The 18,394-nt window shown below is 38.8% G+C and carries 15 protein-coding genes and 1 tRNA gene; 9 read left to right on the top strand and 7 right to left on the bottom strand.

Features of this window, described 5'->3' with window-relative positions:
- Window positions 1-54: 54 nt before the first annotated feature.
- Window positions 55-729 carry a (d)CMP kinase gene (gene cmk / locus Q1K78_RS05455; RefSeq protein WP_300175234.1) on the bottom strand — a complete coding sequence of 225 codons (675 nt, stop codon included), beginning with the start codon at window positions 727-729 and terminating at the stop codon, window positions 55-57.
- A 156-nt stretch (window positions 730-885) separates the two neighbouring features.
- Window positions 886-2,166 (bottom strand): 3-phosphoshikimate 1-carboxyvinyltransferase, encoded by a 1,281-nt coding sequence (gene aroA / locus Q1K78_RS05450; protein ID WP_300175232.1) that lies wholly within the window; start codon window positions 2,164-2,166, stop codon window positions 886-888.
- A 197-nt stretch (window positions 2,167-2,363) separates the two neighbouring features.
- On the opposite strand from aroA, the gene aat reads away from it, so the two are divergent.
- From aat to infA, 3 genes are all read left to right on the top strand, one after another.
- Window positions 2,364-3,077, top strand: a complete 714-nt coding sequence (gene aat / locus Q1K78_RS05445; RefSeq protein WP_300175230.1) for a leucyl/phenylalanyl-tRNA--protein transferase — start codon at window positions 2,364-2,366, stop codon at window positions 3,075-3,077.
- A gap of 2 nt (window positions 3,078-3,079) precedes the next feature.
- Entirely contained in the window at window positions 3,080-3,772 is a 693-nt protein-coding gene (locus tag Q1K78_RS05440; RefSeq protein WP_300175228.1) for an arginyltransferase, read from the top strand.
- 89 nt (window positions 3,773-3,861) lie between these two features.
- A complete protein-coding gene (gene infA / locus Q1K78_RS05435; protein ID WP_005420180.1) occupies window positions 3,862-4,080 on the top strand; it encodes a translation initiation factor IF-1 in 219 nt (72 codons plus the stop codon).
- Between the two features lie 96 nt (window positions 4,081-4,176).
- Here the strand turns inward: infA and clpA are convergent, their stop codons facing one another.
- A complete protein-coding gene (gene clpA, locus Q1K78_RS05430) occupies window positions 4,177-6,429 on the bottom strand; it encodes an ATP-dependent Clp protease ATP-binding subunit ClpA (protein ID WP_300175222.1) in 2,253 nt (750 codons plus the stop codon).
- Between the two features lie 42 nt (window positions 6,430-6,471).
- A complete protein-coding gene (gene clpS, locus Q1K78_RS05425) occupies window positions 6,472-6,792 on the bottom strand; it encodes an ATP-dependent Clp protease adapter ClpS (protein ID WP_300175220.1) in 321 nt (106 codons plus the stop codon).
- 396 nt (window positions 6,793-7,188) lie between these two features.
- Here clpS and cspD point away from each other — a divergent pair, with 396 nt between their 5' ends.
- Both cspD and Q1K78_RS05415 read left to right on the top strand, forming a co-directional pair.
- Window positions 7,189-7,410 (top strand): cold shock domain-containing protein CspD, encoded by a 222-nt coding sequence (cspD, locus tag Q1K78_RS05420; RefSeq protein WP_300175218.1) that lies wholly within the window; start codon window positions 7,189-7,191, stop codon window positions 7,408-7,410.
- 114 nt (window positions 7,411-7,524) lie between these two features.
- Entirely contained in the window at window positions 7,525-8,061 is a 537-nt protein-coding gene (locus Q1K78_RS05415; RefSeq protein WP_300175216.1) for a DUF4136 domain-containing protein, read from the top strand.
- Window positions 8,062-8,111: 50 nt separating this feature from the next.
- Here the strand turns inward: Q1K78_RS05415 and Q1K78_RS05410 are convergent, their stop codons facing one another.
- A complete protein-coding gene (locus tag Q1K78_RS05410; RefSeq protein WP_300175214.1) occupies window positions 8,112-9,569 on the bottom strand; it encodes a protein adenylyltransferase SelO in 1,458 nt (485 codons plus the stop codon).
- 108 nt (window positions 9,570-9,677) lie between these two features.
- Window positions 9,678-9,754, bottom strand: a tRNA-Arg gene (locus Q1K78_RS05405).
- Between the two features lie 263 nt (window positions 9,755-10,017).
- On the opposite strand from Q1K78_RS05405, the gene folD reads away from it, so the two are divergent.
- The 4 genes from folD (at window position 10,018) to Q1K78_RS05385 (ending at window position 15,869) form a co-directional block, all read left to right on the top strand.
- Window positions 10,018-10,875 (top strand): bifunctional methylenetetrahydrofolate dehydrogenase/methenyltetrahydrofolate cyclohydrolase FolD, encoded by an 858-nt coding sequence (gene folD, locus Q1K78_RS05400; protein ID WP_300175212.1) that lies wholly within the window; start codon window positions 10,018-10,020, stop codon window positions 10,873-10,875.
- A 187-nt stretch (window positions 10,876-11,062) separates the two neighbouring features.
- On the top strand, window positions 11,063-12,997 hold the full coding sequence (locus tag Q1K78_RS05395; RefSeq protein ID WP_300175210.1) for a PrkA family serine protein kinase: 1,935 nt from the start codon (window positions 11,063-11,065) through the stop codon (window positions 12,995-12,997).
- 77 nt (window positions 12,998-13,074) lie between these two features.
- Window positions 13,075-14,343, top strand: coding sequence for a YeaH/YhbH family protein (locus Q1K78_RS05390; protein WP_300175208.1), 1,269 nt, complete (start codon window positions 13,075-13,077; stop codon window positions 14,341-14,343).
- Between the two features lie 8 nt (window positions 14,344-14,351).
- On the top strand, window positions 14,352-15,869 hold the full coding sequence (locus Q1K78_RS05385) for a SpoVR family protein (RefSeq protein ID WP_300175206.1): 1,518 nt from the start codon (window positions 14,352-14,354) through the stop codon (window positions 15,867-15,869).
- Between the two features lie 119 nt (window positions 15,870-15,988).
- Here Q1K78_RS05385 and Q1K78_RS05380 read toward each other — a convergent pair whose 3' ends face one another.
- The gene (locus Q1K78_RS05380) at window positions 15,989-18,217 is read right to left on the bottom strand and encodes an NADP-dependent isocitrate dehydrogenase (RefSeq protein WP_300175204.1); all 2,229 of its coding nucleotides are present in this window, start codon (window positions 18,215-18,217) and stop codon (window positions 15,989-15,991) included.
- Window positions 18,218-18,394: the final 177 nt, after the last annotated feature.

The following is an 18,394-nucleotide window of genomic DNA, read 5'->3' as shown; positions in this document are numbered from 1 at the left end:
GCATGGGGTTGATAGTAAGGTTAGTTATCATCCTTGCAACTAACTAAGTTTCAATTATAGCTTAGATTCAATAAAAGCAATAGCTTGCGCGACGACTTCATCAATATTCATTGACGTTGAATCCAGTATTAAAGCGTCTTCAGCAGGACGTAATGGCGCGACAGCTCTATTGCGGTCTCGATCATCACGTTCTTGAATTTCGCTTAAAAGACGGTCAAATCTAACATCTAACCCTTTCTGTTGCAACTGCTTCATACGGCGATTCGCACGTTCTTCTGCACTTGCATCTAAAAATATCTTCACTTCAGCGCTTGGAAACACTACGGTTCCCATATCTCTGCCATCAGCAATCAATCCAGGCTGAGCAGAAAATGCACGTTGACGGCGCAATAATGCTTCACGAACTTGTGGTAATGCAGCCACTTTTGAAGCCGCCATTCCTGTTTCTTCTTTACGAAGTTCAGCAGAAACGTCTTCGCCTTCAAGGATCACTTTAACAAGGTCGCCTTCCGCTTTAAATTGCACATCTAAATTAGCGGCTAAAGGAACAAGTCCATCTTCTGAGCTCAAAGCTACACCATGGTGAATCGCCGCTAAGGCTAATACACGGTAAATTGCGCCTGAATCTAATAAATTATAACCTAGCTTTTCTGCAAGTAACATGCACAACGTGCCTTTACCTGCTCCACTTGGACCATCAACAGTAACGACTGGTGAATGAGTAGTCATGGAGTTCTCCATTAATTATTGTGATTGGTTTCTACGGGCGCATTATACCCAAGTCAGATTATTTATATACTCTAGTTTATTAAAAACTAAAAAAGCCCCATGCATTTTGCACAAAGCTTTTAATTATTAATAATTTATTTGTTAAAATACAATGAATTAGATACTAAGCTCTTTTAACTTTTCAAAATAATCAGGGAACGTTTTTGACGTACAACTAGGATCATTAATCGTCACAGAAGTATCACTTAATGCCACCAAAGAAAAGCACATTGCCATACGATGATCATCATATGTATCAATAGCCGCATGCTTCAATACCGCAGGTGGAGTGATCGTTATATAATCTTCACCCTCTTCCACTTCTGCACCGACTTTTCTTAATTCTATAGCCATTGCGGCTAAGCGATCCGTTTCTTTAACACGCCAGTTATACACATTGCGAATAGAGGTTGTACCTTGTGCAAAGAGCGCAGCAGTCGCAATCGTCATTGCTGCATCTGGAATATGATTAAAATCCATATCAACGGCTTTTAGATCGCCTTTACGTGCAATAACATAATCATCGCCCCACTCAATATCGGCTCCCATTGCTACTAATGCATCAGCAAATTGCACATCACCTTGGATACTTTTCTTACCAATACCGGTTACTTTTACTTCACCTCCTCTAATCGCAGCAGCAGCAAGGAAGTAAGAAGCTGAAGAGGCATCACCTTCGACAAGAAAATCACCAGGTGCGATATAGGTTTGATTCGCAGGAACAATAAAAGTTTGATAATTCTGATTTTCAATCTCTACACCAAACGTCGACATTATATCTAGGGTAATATCGATATAAGGTTTTGATACCAAATCACCGACAATATTAATCGTTGTCTCTTGAGTTGATAGCGGTGCAGCCATTAAAAAGGCCGTTAAAAACTGGCTTGAAATAGAACCATCAATTTCAACCGTTCCCCCTTTAAGGCCAGTTCCCTTGATTTTTAATGGTGGGTAATTTTCATTCTCTAAATAATTAACGTCGGCACCAGCTGCTTTTAATGCCGTAACAAGATGTCCAATTGGACGTTCTTTCATGCGAGGCTCACCAGTAAGAACAAACTCACCGTTACCCAAACACAATGCAGCAGCTAGTGGGCGCATCGCTGTGCCAGCATTACCAAGAAATAATTCCAGCGTTTCTTTTGATTCAAAAGCACGACCTAAACCAATCACTTCACAGACTGTTTTATCTTCAGATAACGTATACTCAACGCCTAATGCTTTCAATGCGTTCAACATGTGACGAATATCATCACTATCAAGCAAATTGGTTAACTTTGTTTTTCCTGATGCTAGTGCTGCCAATAATAGTGCACGATTTGAAACACTTTTTGAGCCTGGCAGGTTAATTTCGCCATCAATTTTTGAAATTGGTTGAAGAGTTAAGCTTTCCATGTTTATGTAAAAATTCCTGTACAAATAAATAATAATGCTATGCCTGCTATTTCACTCAGTTATTGCATAGCTGTTTCAGCTTTCATTGTTATTTTTTGTTATTCTTCATACTTTCAGGGTAACGAAAACCAAAGCGTTGTACCAGAGGCAATGTTGTCTCTTTACTTAAAAATAATGAATCTTTATTGCTTTTACTTATGACTATTTATCTACCACAACTTGATTCAAATGAAACAAGTCACTTTCCTGATATTGAAAGTGCATTAACTGATCCTGATGGTTTATTAGCAATGGGAGGCGATCTAGCAGCATCTCGGCTATTAAATGCATATCAACAAGGTATTTTTCCTTGGTATAGCGCAAGTGATCCTATTCTATGGTGGAGCCCAAGCATTAGAGGTATTTTTCTACCAGACCAATTCTTACCATCAAAAAGTTTGAACAAATTCTTCAGGAAATCAAACTATGAAATCACTATTAATAAATCAACAGAACAAGTCATTGAACTATGCGCATCAACAAGAGCCCTTGAAGAAACGTGGATCATGCCTGAAATGATCCAAGCCTATAAGCAACTTGCCAAACTAGGACATTGCCACTCAGTCGAGGTATGGTGTGATAATGCACTTGTTGGCGGGTTATATGGCCTTCAAATCGGTCAAGTTTTCTGTGGTGAATCTATGTTCTCATTAAAAACAAACGCCTCTAAAATCGCACTATGGAAATTTTGTGAGCATTTTGTTGCAGCTGAAGGAAAACTCATCGATTGCCAAATGATGAATCCACATTTAGAAAGCCTTGGCGCTGTTGAAATGAAGCGAGCCTCTTTTAAAAAAATACTGAATAAACTAACCAACACCCAGGTTTTACCGCATTGTTATCTTCCACAAACTATAGGGAATAATCGATAATTATGAGTCAATTTTCTCTTCAAGTTGGATTAACACCCGAAGGTCCTTGTAATTACCTTCCCGGTCAAAAAGAACGCCTTGCTGTTGCTATGGATCAAGAGTTGTATTCCCCAACAGGTTATCAATCACTTATCCGTTTAGGGTTTAGACGCAGCGGCACAACCATTTATAAACCAATGTGTAATGCATGTACTGCCTGCCAACCACTACGGATCGATGCCAATCAATTTACACCGAGTAAAAGTCAAAAACGTATTTTAAATAAAATATCCTCGTTTACTTGGAAGCTAAAAAGCAAAATGGACGATGAATGGTTTGACCTTTATGAGCGATATATTACCGCTCGCCATCAAACAGGCAGTATGTATCCAGCAAATAAAGAGCAGTTTTTCGATTTTTCTCAAGCCGATTGGTTAGCAAGTCATTTTCTTCATATTTATGAAAATGATACACTCATAGCAATTGCTGTCACTGACGTTCTTAATGATTCAATTAGTGCAATGTATACCTTCTTTGAGCCTATTCACTCTTTATCATTAGGGACGGTATCTATCTTAATTCAACTTAAACTGTGTACTAAACTTAATAAAAACTGGCTTTACCCTGGTTATCAAATAGATGATTGCCCAGCGATGAAATATAAAGATCGATATAAACCTAACCAAAAGCTAGTAAATATGGTCTGGCAAGGGTAAAATGCCCACCAAACTTTACATACATAATTTTTAAGAGCAATATTAGCTACTTGAAAATCAGCCAAAGCTATCTATATAAAGAGGATTCAATGGCAAAAGAAGACGCAATTGAGCTGCAAGGCACGGTTCTAGATACACTACCAAACACTATGTTTCGTGTAGAATTAGAAAACGGTCACGTTGTTACTGCTCATATCTCAGGTAAAATGCGTAAAAACTACATCCGTATTCTTACTGGTGACAAAGTAACAGTTGAAATGACGCCTTACGATTTATCTAAAGGCCGTATCGTCTTCCGTGCTCGTTAATTTGTCATTTTTAGCAACTTAGTTTGCTATAAATAAACAATAAAAAAACCCAGTCAATGACTGGGTTTTTTATTATCTAAAGTTAAGTAATTAGAATTAATGAACTGCTTCTGCTTCACTGGTAAATTCAAATGCTAATTCACCCTTGTTCAGCTTAACGCGTACCGTGCCACCATCAACTAACTCACCAAATAGCAATTCATTTGCCATTGGTTTTTTCAGGTTCTCTTGAATAACACGAGCCATTGGACGCGCACCCATTGATTTGTCATACCCTTTATCAGCAAGCCACTCTTTAGCATCTTGTGATACTTCCATTGATACCCCACGAGCATCTAACTGTACTTGTAGCTCAACAATGAATTTTTCAACCACAAGTGAAATAACATCTTTGCTCAAATGTTCAAACCAAATGATATTATCTAAACGGTTTCTAAACTCTGGAGTGAAGACTTTCTTAATAGCAGCCATCGCATCGGTACTGTGATCTTGCTGGATCAAGCCAATCGATTTTTTCACCGTTTCATGAACACCTGCATTCGTCGTCATTACAAAAATCACATTACGGAAATCGGCTTTTCGGCCATTGTTATCTGTTAATGTACCGTTATCCATAACTTGAAGAAGCAAATTAAATATATCTGGGTGTGCTTTTTCAAGCTCATCAAGCAAAACTACTGAATGAGGATGCTTGATTACTGCATCTGTTAATAGACCACCTTGCTCATAGCCTACGTAACCAGGAGGAGCACCAATTAATCGACTAACAGTATGACGCTCACCATATTCAGACATATCAAAACGAAGAAGCTCAATACCAAGTGCTTTTGCTAATTGCACCGTCACTTCTGTTTTACCTACCCCTGTAGGGCCTGCAAATAAGAAAGAACCAACCGGTTTATTATCCGCACTTAAGCCAGCTCTACTTAGTTTGATCGCTTCACACAGCGCATCAACGCCTTTATCTTGACCAAATACCAACATTTTTAATTTCGCATCCAGTTTTTTCAATACATCTTTATCACTAGAAGAGACTGATTTTTCAGGGATACGAGCCATTTTGGCAACCATAGATTCAATATCAGCAACATTAATGGTTTTCTTTCGACGGCTTATTGGAGTCAAACGACAACGAGCACCCGCCTCATCAATAACATCAATCGCTTTATCTGGTAAATGACGTTCATTAATATATTTTGCAGAGAGCTCTACCGCAGCACGAAGTGCTTTATTGGTATAACGGACTTCATGATGCTCTTCGTATTTACTTTTTAGGCCAATTAAAATTTTAGTTGTATCGTCAATTGACGGTTCTAATACATCAATTTTTTGGAAACGACGAGCTAAAGCGCGCTCTTTTTCAAAAATAGTACTGTGCTCTTGGTAAGTGGTTGAACCAATACAACGTAATTTCCCGCTACTTAATAGAGGTTTAATTAAATTCGCGGCATCAACTTGACCACCAGAAGCGGCACCCGCACCAATAATAGTGTGGATTTCATCAATAAATAAGATCGCATGCTCTTCATTCTCAAGCTGCTTTAAAATAGCTTTAAATCGTTTCTCGAAATCACCACGATACTTAGTACCAGCAAGTAATGAACCGATATCTAAAGAATAAATAATACAATCTTTGATAACATCAGGAACTTGACCTTCAACGATGCGCCACGCCAGACCTTCTGCAATCGCCGTTTTACCGACACCTGCTTCACCGACTAATAATGGGTTATTTTTACGACGACGACACAGAACTTGAACTGTACGTTCCAGCTCTTCCTCACGGCCAATGAGTGGATCAATTCCACCATTTTTGGCCACTTGATTTAAGTTGATAGCAAAACTTTCTAGTTTATCTTCTGAATTTGCTTCTACTGCGGTTTCAACATTATTCAGATCAGAGTTCTCATCACGATGCTCGGGAGCGCCATGTGAAATGAAATTAACAATATCTAATCGACTGATGTCATTCTTTTTAAGGAGGTATGCTGCATGTGATTCTTGCTCACTAAAAATAGCAACAAGGACATTAGCGCCAGTAACTTCATTGCGTCCAGATGATTGAACATGAAAAACTGCACGTTGGAGAACACGTTGAAAGCTTAATGTCGGCTGCGTTTCTCGGCTTTCATCATCAGCAGGAATTAAAGGGGTTGTTTGTGTAATAAACTCTTCAATTTCGGTCGCCAACGCCTTTAAATCAGTATGGCAAGCTAACAGAGCTTCATGAGCTGATGGGTTATCTAAAAGCGCCAATAACAAATGTTCTACCGTCATGAATTCATGACGCTTATCTCGTGCACGAGCAAACGCACCGTTTAAACTCGCTTCTAATTCTTTATTTAGCATAGGAACCTCCCAAAACACCAAATGATGGTGTAACGAACAAACTTACGCTTGCTCCATTGTACACAGTAGTGGGTGCTCATTATCACGCGAATACGTATTCACTTGCGCGACTTTAGTTTCAGCAACTTCAGCAGTAAAAACCCCACACACTGCTTTCCCTTCATAATGCACAGTAAGCATTAGTTGTGTTGCTTTTTCCAAATCCATGGAAAAAAACTTATCTAATATTTCAACAACAAACTCCATTGGAGTGTAATCATCATTATTTAAAACCACTTTGTACATCGGTGGTGGCTTTAACCCTGTTTTCTCCAATTCAAGAACATCTGAATCAGGAGAAATCCATTCATATAATTTGCTCATGTCGACAACTGATTAGTTAAATAGCATTTCTGATACCACAAGGATATCTTCCTACTATTGAGCCTAATCTAGACAAAGAATTACATCAAACAAAAGATGTCATTTTAATGTCTTTATCACTTAATTTCCTTTTAAGTGAATAGAAAAGCAGCGATAACAAAATAAAGAATAGAGTCTTTTTTTCTTAATAACCACTTTTATTCATCAAATTGATATTACTGATAATTATGTTAATCTCAAATATGATATTAGAAAGAAATGTTACAAAGGTAATCAAATTGTTCTTGACTCCCTCTTTAGATTTAATAGAGTGTACTCGTAGTGGTTATCAATTAAGCAACTCCTTAATTGATAAATATTATGCTAGGTAACTAAAAATGCAGAGGGATGTATAGCATGGCAACAGGTACAGTAAAATGGTTCAATAATGCCAAAGGGTTTGGCTTCATTTGTCCAGAAGGAGAAGATGGCGATATTTTTGCTCACTATTCAACCATTGATATGGATGGCTATCGAACATTAAAAGCAGGACAAGCTGTCACTTACGAAATCCACGAAGGACCTAAAGGTTTTCACGCCAGTGAAATTAAACCTTTTGAGGGTGAAGTAGCTAAATAATATCCATGTTTATCAATACCTATATAAAAGGTGAGTATTTGTTACTCACCTTTTTTGAACCTATTGATTAAGAAACGCTCTAAAAAATTCCACTCATTTATCTAGGTAGCTAATTTGAAATATATTTCATCACTTATTCTATTATTTACTCTATCAGGTTGCGTATCTGAAACTTATCAAGAAAAAAACACGGTAAACTTAGTCACGACTGGTGATATCAATAATACGCTTCAAGGGAAAAAAACCTTCTCTTGGCACCCTACTATCAGTGCTAATTATTTAAATAAAGAATTGAACAATAGAGATACTGAGCCACGGTTCTCTCAATCTCTGAAATCGTCATTAGAGAACAGAGGGTTTCAATTTATCGAGAACGCTACTGATGCCGATTTCTATGTTGGTTACGGTTTAGGATTAGAAGAAAACATTCAAGATGAAGATATTTTAGAAAAAACGGGGCTATTAACAGGGATGCAACCAATAGGGGTTGATAACGACGACTCAAAAAAAGCCAGTATTTTCATCGCTATCTTTTTACCAAATGAGCCATACCAACGATGGTCAGTATTAGCACAGGGTTACACAAACTCTGATAGTACAATGTCTTTAGATGAACTTACTGAATTCATGCTCCATAATCTAAAAAAATAAACGTCTGGATCATAAATAATAAAGCAGTCAATTTGGCTGCTTTATTATTTTTATGAAGAGCAACTAATCTCCATTTTCTTACCCCACTCAGGAGGTAATTGAGCATAGGATTCAAAATCTAAATGCTCATCAAACGGTTTTTTCAATAATGTCGACAGTATTTCTAACTCACTAAAATCGCCTTCTTGGGCTCTATCAATCGCTTGTTGAGCTAAATAATTACGAAGAATATATTTAGGGTTAACACTTCTCATTCGTTCACAACGAAATTCAACACCCTTTTCTTCTAACTCACAGCGCGTTAAATACAAATCCATCCATAACCTTGCTGCTTCTCGATCAACAAATAGATCCACAACAGTTTGCTGATCTTCAGCATCTAAACATGAAAGTATTCGCATAAATCGAGTGTAATCCACCGCATTTTGTGACAACAACTCAAACATAGATTCAAATAAGCGACTATCTCCTTCATGTTTAGAAAGGAGTCCCAATTTATCTCTCATTAATTGACTGAAATAACCATGAAGCTGTGTCTCATATTGATCCAAAGATAACTCTAAATCTGATTTATCAATTAATGGAGACAACGAGTGTGCCAGAGCTGACAAATTCCATAGGCCAATTCTAGGTTGTTGATTAAAAGCATAGCGCCCTTGATAATCAGAATGGTTGCAAATATAACCAGGCTCATAATCATCAAGGAAACCAAAAGGACCATAATCAAACGTTTGTCCTATAATCGACATGTTATCGGTATTCATAACACCATGTGCAAAACCTACGGCTTGCCACTGTGCAATCATATAAGCGGTACGATCAACAATCTCACTAAACATAGCCGCGTAAGGTTTATCAGAATGAGTACAATCTGGGAAGTGCCATTCAATAACCTTATCTGCTAACAATTTTTGTTCTGTAAGTAAGTTGGAATAAAACAAATGTTCAAAATGCCCAAATCGAATATGAGTTTCAGAGGTTCTAATAAGTAACGCTCCCGTTTCATACCCTTCTCGAAAAACGGCAGTATCACTCGTCATCATCCCTAAAGCTCGTGTGGTTGGTATATTGAGCCCTGCCATCGCTTCACTGCACAAATATTCTCTGATAGTTGAACGCAGCACTGCACGACCATCTCCAGTCCGTGAATACGGTGTTCGACCCGCTCCTTTTAGATGAAGATCGAAGCTGACTCCTGATTCATCAGCAAGTTCACCCAGCAAAAGTCCTCGTCCATCTCCAAGATCTGGATTGTAACTACCAAACTGGTGCCCTGCATATTTCATTGCTAGAGGAGAAAAAGCAGAAGGAATACTATCGCCTGAAAATGCAGACAACAATTCAGGTGTATTTTCAGGGGTCAAAGGCAGACCAAATTGCTCTGCTAACTCACTATTCCACATAACCCAACGCGTATTATCTAACGGACTAGGGTTTACATGAGTAAAGAGGCAACGAGGTAATTCAGAATAACGAGTAGTAATCGAAAAAGCGTTCCAAAAAGACATTTGTGCATTCCATTAACAAGCAATGTCGTAACGCTAGCATATTGATAAATGATATGACAGAAATGAAAAAAGCCGCACTAACCATAGGTTAATGCAGCTTTTCCAATTTGGTACGCCCTGAAGGATTCGAACCTTCGGCCACCTCCTTAGAAGGGAGGTGCTCTATCCAGCTGAGCTAAGGGCGCTCTATGGGGTAGGATTATACGAATATACGAAATCAGATCAATCCTTTTTTATCATTATCTTACCGAATGCTGAAAAAAAGGGCAGATCGAACATAGTTTGATCTAAATAATAGATTAAACACATGCTTTAGAGGAAAACTGGGTAGCAATGCAATATTGATATGTATTAAATAGCAAGAAGCAAACGTTTGCCTTATAGCTATTACTTATTGTTTCTGCGACAATACGCAGGTCAATCAGTATCAGACTGCTAAAGGAACACTATGACCGCTCAAATTATCGATGGAAAACTTATTTCTCAAACCGTTCGTTCAGAAGTAGGCGCTCGTGTTAAAGCCCGAGTAGACGCTGGATTACGTGCTCCAGGTCTCGCTGTTGTTCTTGTTGGACAAGACCCAGCCTCTCAAGTGTATGTAGGCAGTAAGCGCCGCGCATGTGAAGAAGTCGGTTTTATTTCAAAGTCTTATGATTTACCGACAACGACAACAGAAGCTGAATTGCTGTCTATTATTGATACATTAAATAAAGATGCTGAAATTGATGGTATTTTAGTTCAACTACCTCTTCCAGCGGGAATGGATAGCACTAAAATCTTAGAGCAGATCGATCCAGACAAAGACGTTGATGGCTTCCACCCATACAATGTTGGTCGACTATCGCAACGAATTCCTAAACTACGTTCATGTACACCAAAAGGAATTATCACTCTTCTTGATCGTTACAATATTCAAGTTCGTGGTATGCATGCTGTCGTTGTTGGAGCTTCAAATATTGTTGGTCGCCCAATGACGTTAGAATTACTACTTGCAGGCTGTACCACAACGACTTGTCATCGATTCACAAAAGATCTTGAGCATCATATTCGTCAAGCTGATCTTGTTGTCGTTGCCGTAGGTAAACCAAACTTTATTCCTGGTGAATGGATAAAAGAAGGCGCTGTAGTGGTCGATGTCGGTATTAATCGCTTAGACAGCGGTAAACTTATCGGTGATGTTGAATACGATGTAGCAAAAACAAAAGCAAGCTACATCACCCCTGTTCCTGGTGGTGTTGGTCCAATGACTGTTGCAAGTCTAATTGAAAATACATTACTGGCTTGTGAGCAATACCACAGCAAATAATCAAATGAAATAACAAAAATATCAATAGGCGCACTTTTTAAGGTTCGCCTTTTTTATATCTGCGCATTGCCACATTTCTCGATTAATTTTTATTCTATTTTCAGTTTTTTCTTGGACAAAATAAGGGTTTAGTAACTAACCTTAGATAAGAACGATTCGGAACTATGGACGACAAGAGGAAATGGATATGAGTATTTTTGACCACTATCAAGCCCGTTATGAAGCAGCAAAATATGAAGAAATATCACTGCAGGATTTCTTGTCATTATGTAGTCACGACAAAAGTGCTTATGCCAATGCAGCCGAAAGACTTCTTATCGCTATTGGCGAACCTGAAGTCATAGATACTGCACTTGATCCTCAGCTCAGTCGTATTTTTTCTAATCGTGTTATCTCTCGCTACGAAACCTTTAAAGATTTCTACGGCATGGAGGAGCCAATTGAGCAAATTGTTTCTTACCTAAAACATGCAGCTCAAGGCCTTGAAGAACGTAAACAAGTGCTTTACCTATTAGGGCCAGTAGGTGGTGGTAAATCATCATTAGCTGAAAAGCTAAAAAGCTTAATGCAAAAACTACCTATTTACGTGTTAAGCGCTAATGGAGAAAGAAGCCCAGTTAACGACCATCCTTTCTGTTTATTTGATGTCACTGAAGACGGGGAATTACTAAAAAAAGAATATGGCATTGAGCCTCGTAACCTGCGTTCAATAATGTCTCCTTGGGCAGCAAAAAGGTTGCATGAATTTGGTGGTGACATCACCCAATTCAAAGTCATCAAAGTTCATCCATCAATCCTTGATCAGATCGGAATAGCAAAAACAGAACCCGGTGATGAAAACAACCAAGATATTTCATCTCTTGTTGGTAAAGTCGATATCCGTCAATTAGAACATTTTGCCCAAGATGATCCCGATGCTTATAGCTATTCAGGCTCTTTATGTAAAGCCAACCAAGGCTTAATGGAGTTTGTAGAGATGTTTAAAGCACCAATCAAAGTGCTCCACCCTCTACTAACAGCAACGCAAGAAGGTAACTTCAACGGCACAGAAGGATTATCAGCCCTGCCTTTTGATGGCATGATCTTAGCCCACTCAAATGAATCTGAATGGCAAGCCTTCCGAAACAACAAAAACAACGAAGCCTTTTTAGATAGGGTTTATATCGTTAAAGTCCCTTATTGTTTACGTGTTTCAGAAGAAGTTCGAATTTACCAAAAACTGCTTGAGCACAGTGAGCTTTATCATGCTCCTTGCGCCCCAAGTACCTTAGATATTTTGGCTCAATTTTCTATACTTTCTCGTCTTAAAGATCCTGAAAATTCATCATTGTTCTCTAAAATGCGTGTTTATGATGGTGAAACATTAAAAGACACCGATCCAAAAGCCAAAAGCTATCAAGAATATAAAGACTTCGCAGGGGTTGATGAAGGGATGTCCGGCTTATCAACTCGATTTGCCTTTAAAATCCTTTCTCGTGTATTTAACTTTGATCAAACTGAAGTTGCAGCGAACCCTGTCCACCTGTTCTACGTCATTGAACAACAAATTGAGCGTGAACAATTTGCCCAAGACATTGCAGACAAATACACCGAATTTGTTAAAGGCTTCTTAGTGCCTAAATACGTTGAGTTCATTGGCAAAGAAATTCAAACCGCTTATCTCGAATCTTACTCTGAATACGGTCAGAACATCTTTGACCGTTACGTTGTCTATGCTGATTTCTGGATCCAAGATCAAGAATATCGAGATCCAGACACCGGCCAGTTATTTGATCGTTCAGCTCTGAATGATGAGCTAGAAAAAATAGAGAAAACGGCTGGGATAAGTAATCCAAAAGATTTCCGAAACGAAATCGTCAACTTTGTTCTACGTGCTAAAGCCAACAACAATGGCCAAAATCCAACATGGACAAGTTACGAAAAACTGCGTGTCGTTATTGAGAAAAAAATGTTCTCTAATACCGAAGATCTGCTGCCTGTTATTTCCTTTAATGGCAAAACATCGACAGATGATCAGAAAAAACACGACGATTTTGTCGCTCGAATGATGGAAAAAGGCTACACCAGAAAACAAGTTCGCCTACTGGCAGAATGGTACTTACGTGTACGTAAATCTTCATAATAAAACTCTTTTATTTTCGAGATTATGTTGCAGCTCATCACTTAATGAGCTGCCCCTAGCAAAATAAGGGGTAACTAATGGCTCAATTTATTGATAGAAGATTAAACGGGAAAAAGAAAAGTACCGTTAACAGACAGCGCTTTATCCGCCGTCATCAAGAACAGATTAAACGTGCCGTCTCTGATGCCGTTAATCAACGTTCAGTGACAAACATAGAAGACGGTGAAAGTATCTCTATTCCTAAGGGAGATATATCCGAGCCTGTTTTTCATCAAGGCCAAGGAGGGATTCGTGAACGAGTGCTTCCTGGTAATGATCAATTCATAAGAGGAGATAAGATTGAACGCCCACAAGGAGGAAATGGTGGGGGTTCTGGAGATGGCGATGCGAGTCCCGACGGTGAAGGCGAAGATGAATTTAGCTTTCAAATCTCAAAAGATGAATATTTAGATATTCTATTTGAAGAACTTGAACTGCCTAATTTAGAAAAAAATCAGGTTCAAAAGATCACTGAATGGGAAACCCATCGCGCAGGGTTCCAAACTGCTGGCATTCCTTCTAACATTGATATTGTACGTTCACTACAACAATCCCTTGCTCGTAGAACCGCTATGACAGCAGGTAAAAAACGCCTGCTTGCTGAATTAGAAATAGAGTTAGAAGAAATTAAAAACAGCGAACCTGCTCAACCTCTCTCAGTACGAAAAATGAAAGAAGAAATCGACACATTACGAGAAAAGATTAAACACGTACCCTATATTGATTCTTTTGATTTACGTTATAAAAACTACGAACGCACGCCTATCCCATCAAGTCAGGCGGTCATGTTTTGTTTAATGGACGTTTCTGGGTCAATGGATCAAGCAACGAAAGACATCGCAAAACGTTTTTATGTTCTGCTTTATCTTTTCCTTACTCGTACCTATGAAAATGTCGAAGTAGTCTTTATTCGCCACCATACTCAAGCGAAAGAAGTCAATGAACACGATTTCTTCTACTCCCAAGAAACGGGAGGCACAATGGTCTCCAGCGCATTAAGATTAATGAAAGAAGTGATTGCTGAGCGATTCCCTGTAAATGAATGGAATATCTATGCAGCACAAGCGTCTGATGGGGATAATTGGGCAGATGATTCACCAAAATGTAAAGAGTTGCTTACCGCATCGATTCTTCCTTATTGTCAGTATTACTCTTACATTGAAATAACCAAACGCCACCATCAAACCTTGTGGACAGAATATGAAAAACTCATCCACGGATTTGATAATTTTGCGATGAAAAACATTCGTTCGGTTGAAGATATCTACCCTATTTTCAGAGAGTTATTTCAAAAACAATTGGCTTAGGAGGCACTATGAAAAGGAAAACAATGCTACCTGACGGGCCAGATTGGACCTTTCAAATGCTAGATCAATACCATGTTGAGATAAAAAAGATCGCCGAATTTTATCGCCTTGATACTTATCCTAATCAGATTGAAATAATCACAGCCGAACAAATGATGGATGCCTACTCTAGCGTAGGTATGCCAATAAACTATCACCATTGGTCTTTTGGTAAAAAATTCATTCAAACAGAGCAAAATTATAAACATGGTCAAATGGGATTAGCGTATGAGATTGTCATTAATTCATCGCCGTGTATTGCCTATTTAATGGAGGAAAACACCATCACAATGCAGGCCTTAGTGATGGCTCATGCCTGTTATGGGCATAATTCTTTTTTTAAAGGTAATTATCTTTTTCAAACATGGACAGACGCCAGCTCTATTGTTGATTATTTACTGTTTGCTCAACAATACCTAACTCAGTGTGAAGAAAAATATGGCGTAGATGAGGTGGAAAAGATCCTCGATTCTTGCCATGCATTAATGAATTACGGCGTTGATCGCTATAAACGTCCTGAAAAAATATCTATTGCAGAAGAGAAAATCCGTCAAGAAGACAGAGAATCTTACCTTCAATCTCAAGTAAATGATCTATGGCGAACCGTACCAAAATCAAAAGAAGAAAGCAGCGAAGATAAAATTCGTTTTCCCTCTGAGCCACAAGAAAACATTCTTTATTTCATAGAGAAACACGCACCATTATTAGAGTCATGGCAACGAGAAGTGGTGAGGATCATAAGAAAAATCAGCCAGTATTTTTATCCTCAAAAACAAACCCAAGTGATGAATGAAGGCTGGGCTACCTTTTGGCACTACACTATTTTGAACCATTTATATGACGACGGCCTCGTCTCTGAAAAATTCATTTTAGAGTTCTTGCACAGCCATACAAATGTCGTGGCGCAACCTGCTTACAATAGCCCTTATTACAGTGGCATTAATCCCTATGCATTAGGCTTTGCTATGTTCCAAGATATCCGTCGGATCTGTGAAGAACCAACAGATGAAGACAGAGAATGGTTTCCTGATTTAGCCGGAACGGATTGGCTTGATGCTGCTCATTTTGCAATGCATAACTTCAAAGATGAAAGCTTCATTAGTCAGTATTTATCGCCAAAACTTATCCGTGAATTTAAATTATTTTCAATTCTAGACAATGATAAAAACAAACACATTGAGGTCAATGCGATTCACGATGAAACAGGCTATCGAGAAATAAGAGAAAAGCTGGCAGCTCAATATAATTTAAGTAATTTAGAACCAAATATTCAGGTATGGAATGTCGATGTGAGGGGGGACCGTTCTTTAACGCTCAGACATATTCCCCACAATAGGATCCCATTAGATAAGAGCCATGCTGAAGTGATGAAACATTTACACCGTTTATGGGGGTTTGATGTTGTGCTTGAAGAAGTTATTTCATTTAACCGAGCAGAAATCATTTCTTCTTGTCCAAAACGTAATTACTACAATACGAATATTTGATACTTATTCTTGATTATTCAAGCACAAAAAAGCCTTGAAGTATCACTACCTCAAGGCTTTTAATTTTAACCACTCTTTATATATTTAAACCGCTTTTTATATAAAGAAGTTGTTCGATGTTAGATTGATGCTAGCGCCGCATTTAATGTTGCACTTGGACGCATCTCTTTTGCAGCAAGTTCAGCAATCGGTTGGAAATAACCACCTACATTACCAGCAGCACCTTGTGCCGCATTTAACTCATCCACAATTTTTGCTTCATTAGATGTTAATGTTTCAGCAAATGAACCAAAGTAAGCTTGAAGCTCTGCATCTTTCGTTTGTGCTGCAAGCTCTTGTGCCCAATACATCGCTAAATAAAAGTGGCTACCACGGTTATCTAACTCACCTACACGACGTGATGGTGATTTGTTCGTTTCAAGGAACTTAGACGTTGCTGCATCAAGTGTATCAGCAAGGATTTGTGCTTTTGCATTGCCCGTCGTTACACTTAAGTGTTCAAACGATGCCGCTAATGCTAAGAACTCACCTAAAGAATCCCAACGTAAATGGTTTTCTTTTTCAAACTGCTGAACGTGTTTTGGTGCAGAACCACCCGCGCCAGTTTCAAACAGGCCACCACCATTCATAAGCGGTACAATTGACAGCATTTTTGCTGATGTACCAAGCTCTAGAATTGGGAATAAATCCGTTAGATAATCACGTAATACATTACCCGTTACCGAGATCGTATCTTCGCCTTTAATAATACGCGCTAACGTAAATTCAGTCGCCGCAACTGGAGACAAAATTTGAATATCAAGACCTGCTGTATCATGATCCGCAAGGTAAGTATTTACTTTCTTAATCAGTTCAGCATCATGTTGACGATTACTATCAAGCCAGAAAATAGCTGGAGTACCTGTTGCACGAGCACGATTTACCGCTAATTTAACCCAGTCTTGGATTGGTGCGTCTTTTGCCTGACACATACGCCAGATATCGCCTTCACTAACAGAATGCTCAATCAATGAAGCACCCGCTCCGTCAATCACTCGTACTGTGCCCGCAGCAGGAAGAATAAATGTCTTATCATGAGAGCCATACTCTTCTGCTTTTTGAGCCATTAACCCTACGTTTGGAACTGAACCCATCGTTGTTGGATCAAATGCGCCATTCACTTTACAGAATTCAATCACCGATTGGTACACACCGGCATAACAACGATCTGGGATCATTGCTTTCGTATCTTTTAGTTGACCATCTGGTCCCCACATACGACCAGAAGTACGTAATGCAGCAGGCATAGAAGCATCAATGATTACATCACTTGGTACATGAAGATTAGTAATACCACGATCAGAATCAACCATCGCAAGTTCTGGTTGATATGCATAAACCGCTGCAATATCCGCTTCAATCGCCGCTTTTTCAGCATCAGGAAGCGACACTATTTTAGTATAAACATCACCAACACCGTTATTTGCATCAACACCAAGTTTTGCAAAGGTTGCTGCGTATTTATCAAATACTTCTTTATAGAAAACTTTAACCGCGTGACCAAAAATAACAGGATCCGAGACTTTCATCATCGTCGCTTTCATGTGTAATGAAAGTAGTATATCTTCTTCCTTGGCTTTTTTGATTTCAGCTTCGAAGAATTCAACTAACGCTTTTTTACTTAAACAAGAACCGTCAATGATTTCTTTGTCTTTCAGTGCCAGCCCTTCTTTCAGTACTGTTACGTCGCCATTATCAGCAACAAATTCAATATTAACGTTTGTTGCGCCATCAATCGTTACTGATTTTTCGCTTGAGTAAAAGTCACCATCACTCATACTTGCAACGTGTGATTTAGAATCCTTCGCCCACGCACCCATTGAATGTGGGTTATTACGCGCGTATTGCTTAACTGCACCAGGCGCACGACGGTCAGAGTTACCTTCACGAAGAACAGGGTTTACCGCAGAACCTTTAATTTTATCGTAAACCGCTTTAACGGCTTTTTCTTCGTCCGTTTTTGCTTCTTCAGGATAATTAGGCAGAGCATAGCCTTTCGCTTGAAGCTCTTTAATTACCGCATGAAGCTGAGGAATTGATGCGCTAATATTTGGGAGTTTAATGATGTTTGCTTCTGGTGTTTTTGCTAAGTCACCAAGCTCAGCTAATGCATCACTAATGCGTTGTTCTTCTGTTAAATATTCTGGAAAGCTTGCAATAACACGACCCGCAAGTGAGATGTCACGAGTATCAACATCAATGTTAGATGATGCAGCAAATGCTTGAATAATTGGAAGAAGTGAATGCGTTGCCAGTGCTGGCGCTTCATCAGTGATTGTATAAATAATAGTAGATTTTTGCGTTGTCATTTAATTTCCCTATTTAATCCACAAAACCCGTAACAAAACGTATAATGAGTTCTGATTTACCGACTTTATTTTTATTAGTCTCTTGTTTCACGCGCGTACTATAGCGAAAAGCGGTGAACTTTAAAACTAAACACCACAAAAGCTTTACAATTTTGCAAGGTAGTTAACATGACATTC

Source organism: uncultured Aliivibrio sp., from assembly GCF_946479765.1.
Taxonomy (GTDB): domain Bacteria; phylum Pseudomonadota; class Gammaproteobacteria; order Enterobacterales; family Vibrionaceae; genus Aliivibrio.
The sequence above is the reverse complement of the archived record's forward strand: the minus strand, read 5'-3'. Positions and strand labels throughout refer to the sequence as shown.

Coding starts and splice junctions, on each gene's coding strand:
- cmk (WP_300175234.1), bottom strand. CDS start 729: ATGACTACTCATTCACCAGTCGTTACTGTTGATGGTCCAAGTGGAGCA.
- aroA (WP_300175232.1), bottom strand. CDS start 2,166: ATGGAAAGCTTAACTCTTCAACCAATTTCAAAAATTGATGGCGAAATT.
- aat (WP_300175230.1), top strand. CDS start 2,364: ATGACTATTTATCTACCACAACTTGATTCAAATGAAACAAGTCACTTT.
- Q1K78_RS05440 (WP_300175228.1), top strand. CDS start 3,080: ATGAGTCAATTTTCTCTTCAAGTTGGATTAACACCCGAAGGTCCTTGT.
- infA (WP_005420180.1), top strand. CDS start 3,862: ATGGCAAAAGAAGACGCAATTGAGCTGCAAGGCACGGTTCTAGATACA.
- clpA (WP_300175222.1), bottom strand. CDS start 6,429: ATGCTAAATAAAGAATTAGAAGCGAGTTTAAACGGTGCGTTTGCTCGT.
- clpS (WP_300175220.1), bottom strand. CDS start 6,792: ATGAGCAAATTATATGAATGGATTTCTCCTGATTCAGATGTTCTTGAA.
- cspD (WP_300175218.1), top strand. CDS start 7,189: ATGGCAACAGGTACAGTAAAATGGTTCAATAATGCCAAAGGGTTTGGC.
- Q1K78_RS05410 (WP_300175214.1), bottom strand. CDS start 9,569: ATGTCTTTTTGGAACGCTTTTTCGATTACTACTCGTTATTCTGAATTA.
- folD (WP_300175212.1), top strand. CDS start 10,018: ATGACCGCTCAAATTATCGATGGAAAACTTATTTCTCAAACCGTTCGT.
- Q1K78_RS05395 (WP_300175210.1), top strand. CDS start 11,063: ATGAGTATTTTTGACCACTATCAAGCCCGTTATGAAGCAGCAAAATAT.
- Q1K78_RS05390 (WP_300175208.1), top strand. CDS start 13,075: ATGGCTCAATTTATTGATAGAAGATTAAACGGGAAAAAGAAAAGTACC.
- Q1K78_RS05385 (WP_300175206.1), top strand. CDS start 14,352: ATGAAAAGGAAAACAATGCTACCTGACGGGCCAGATTGGACCTTTCAA.
- Q1K78_RS05380 (WP_300175204.1), bottom strand. CDS start 18,217: ATGACAACGCAAAAATCTACTATTATTTATACAATCACTGATGAAGCG.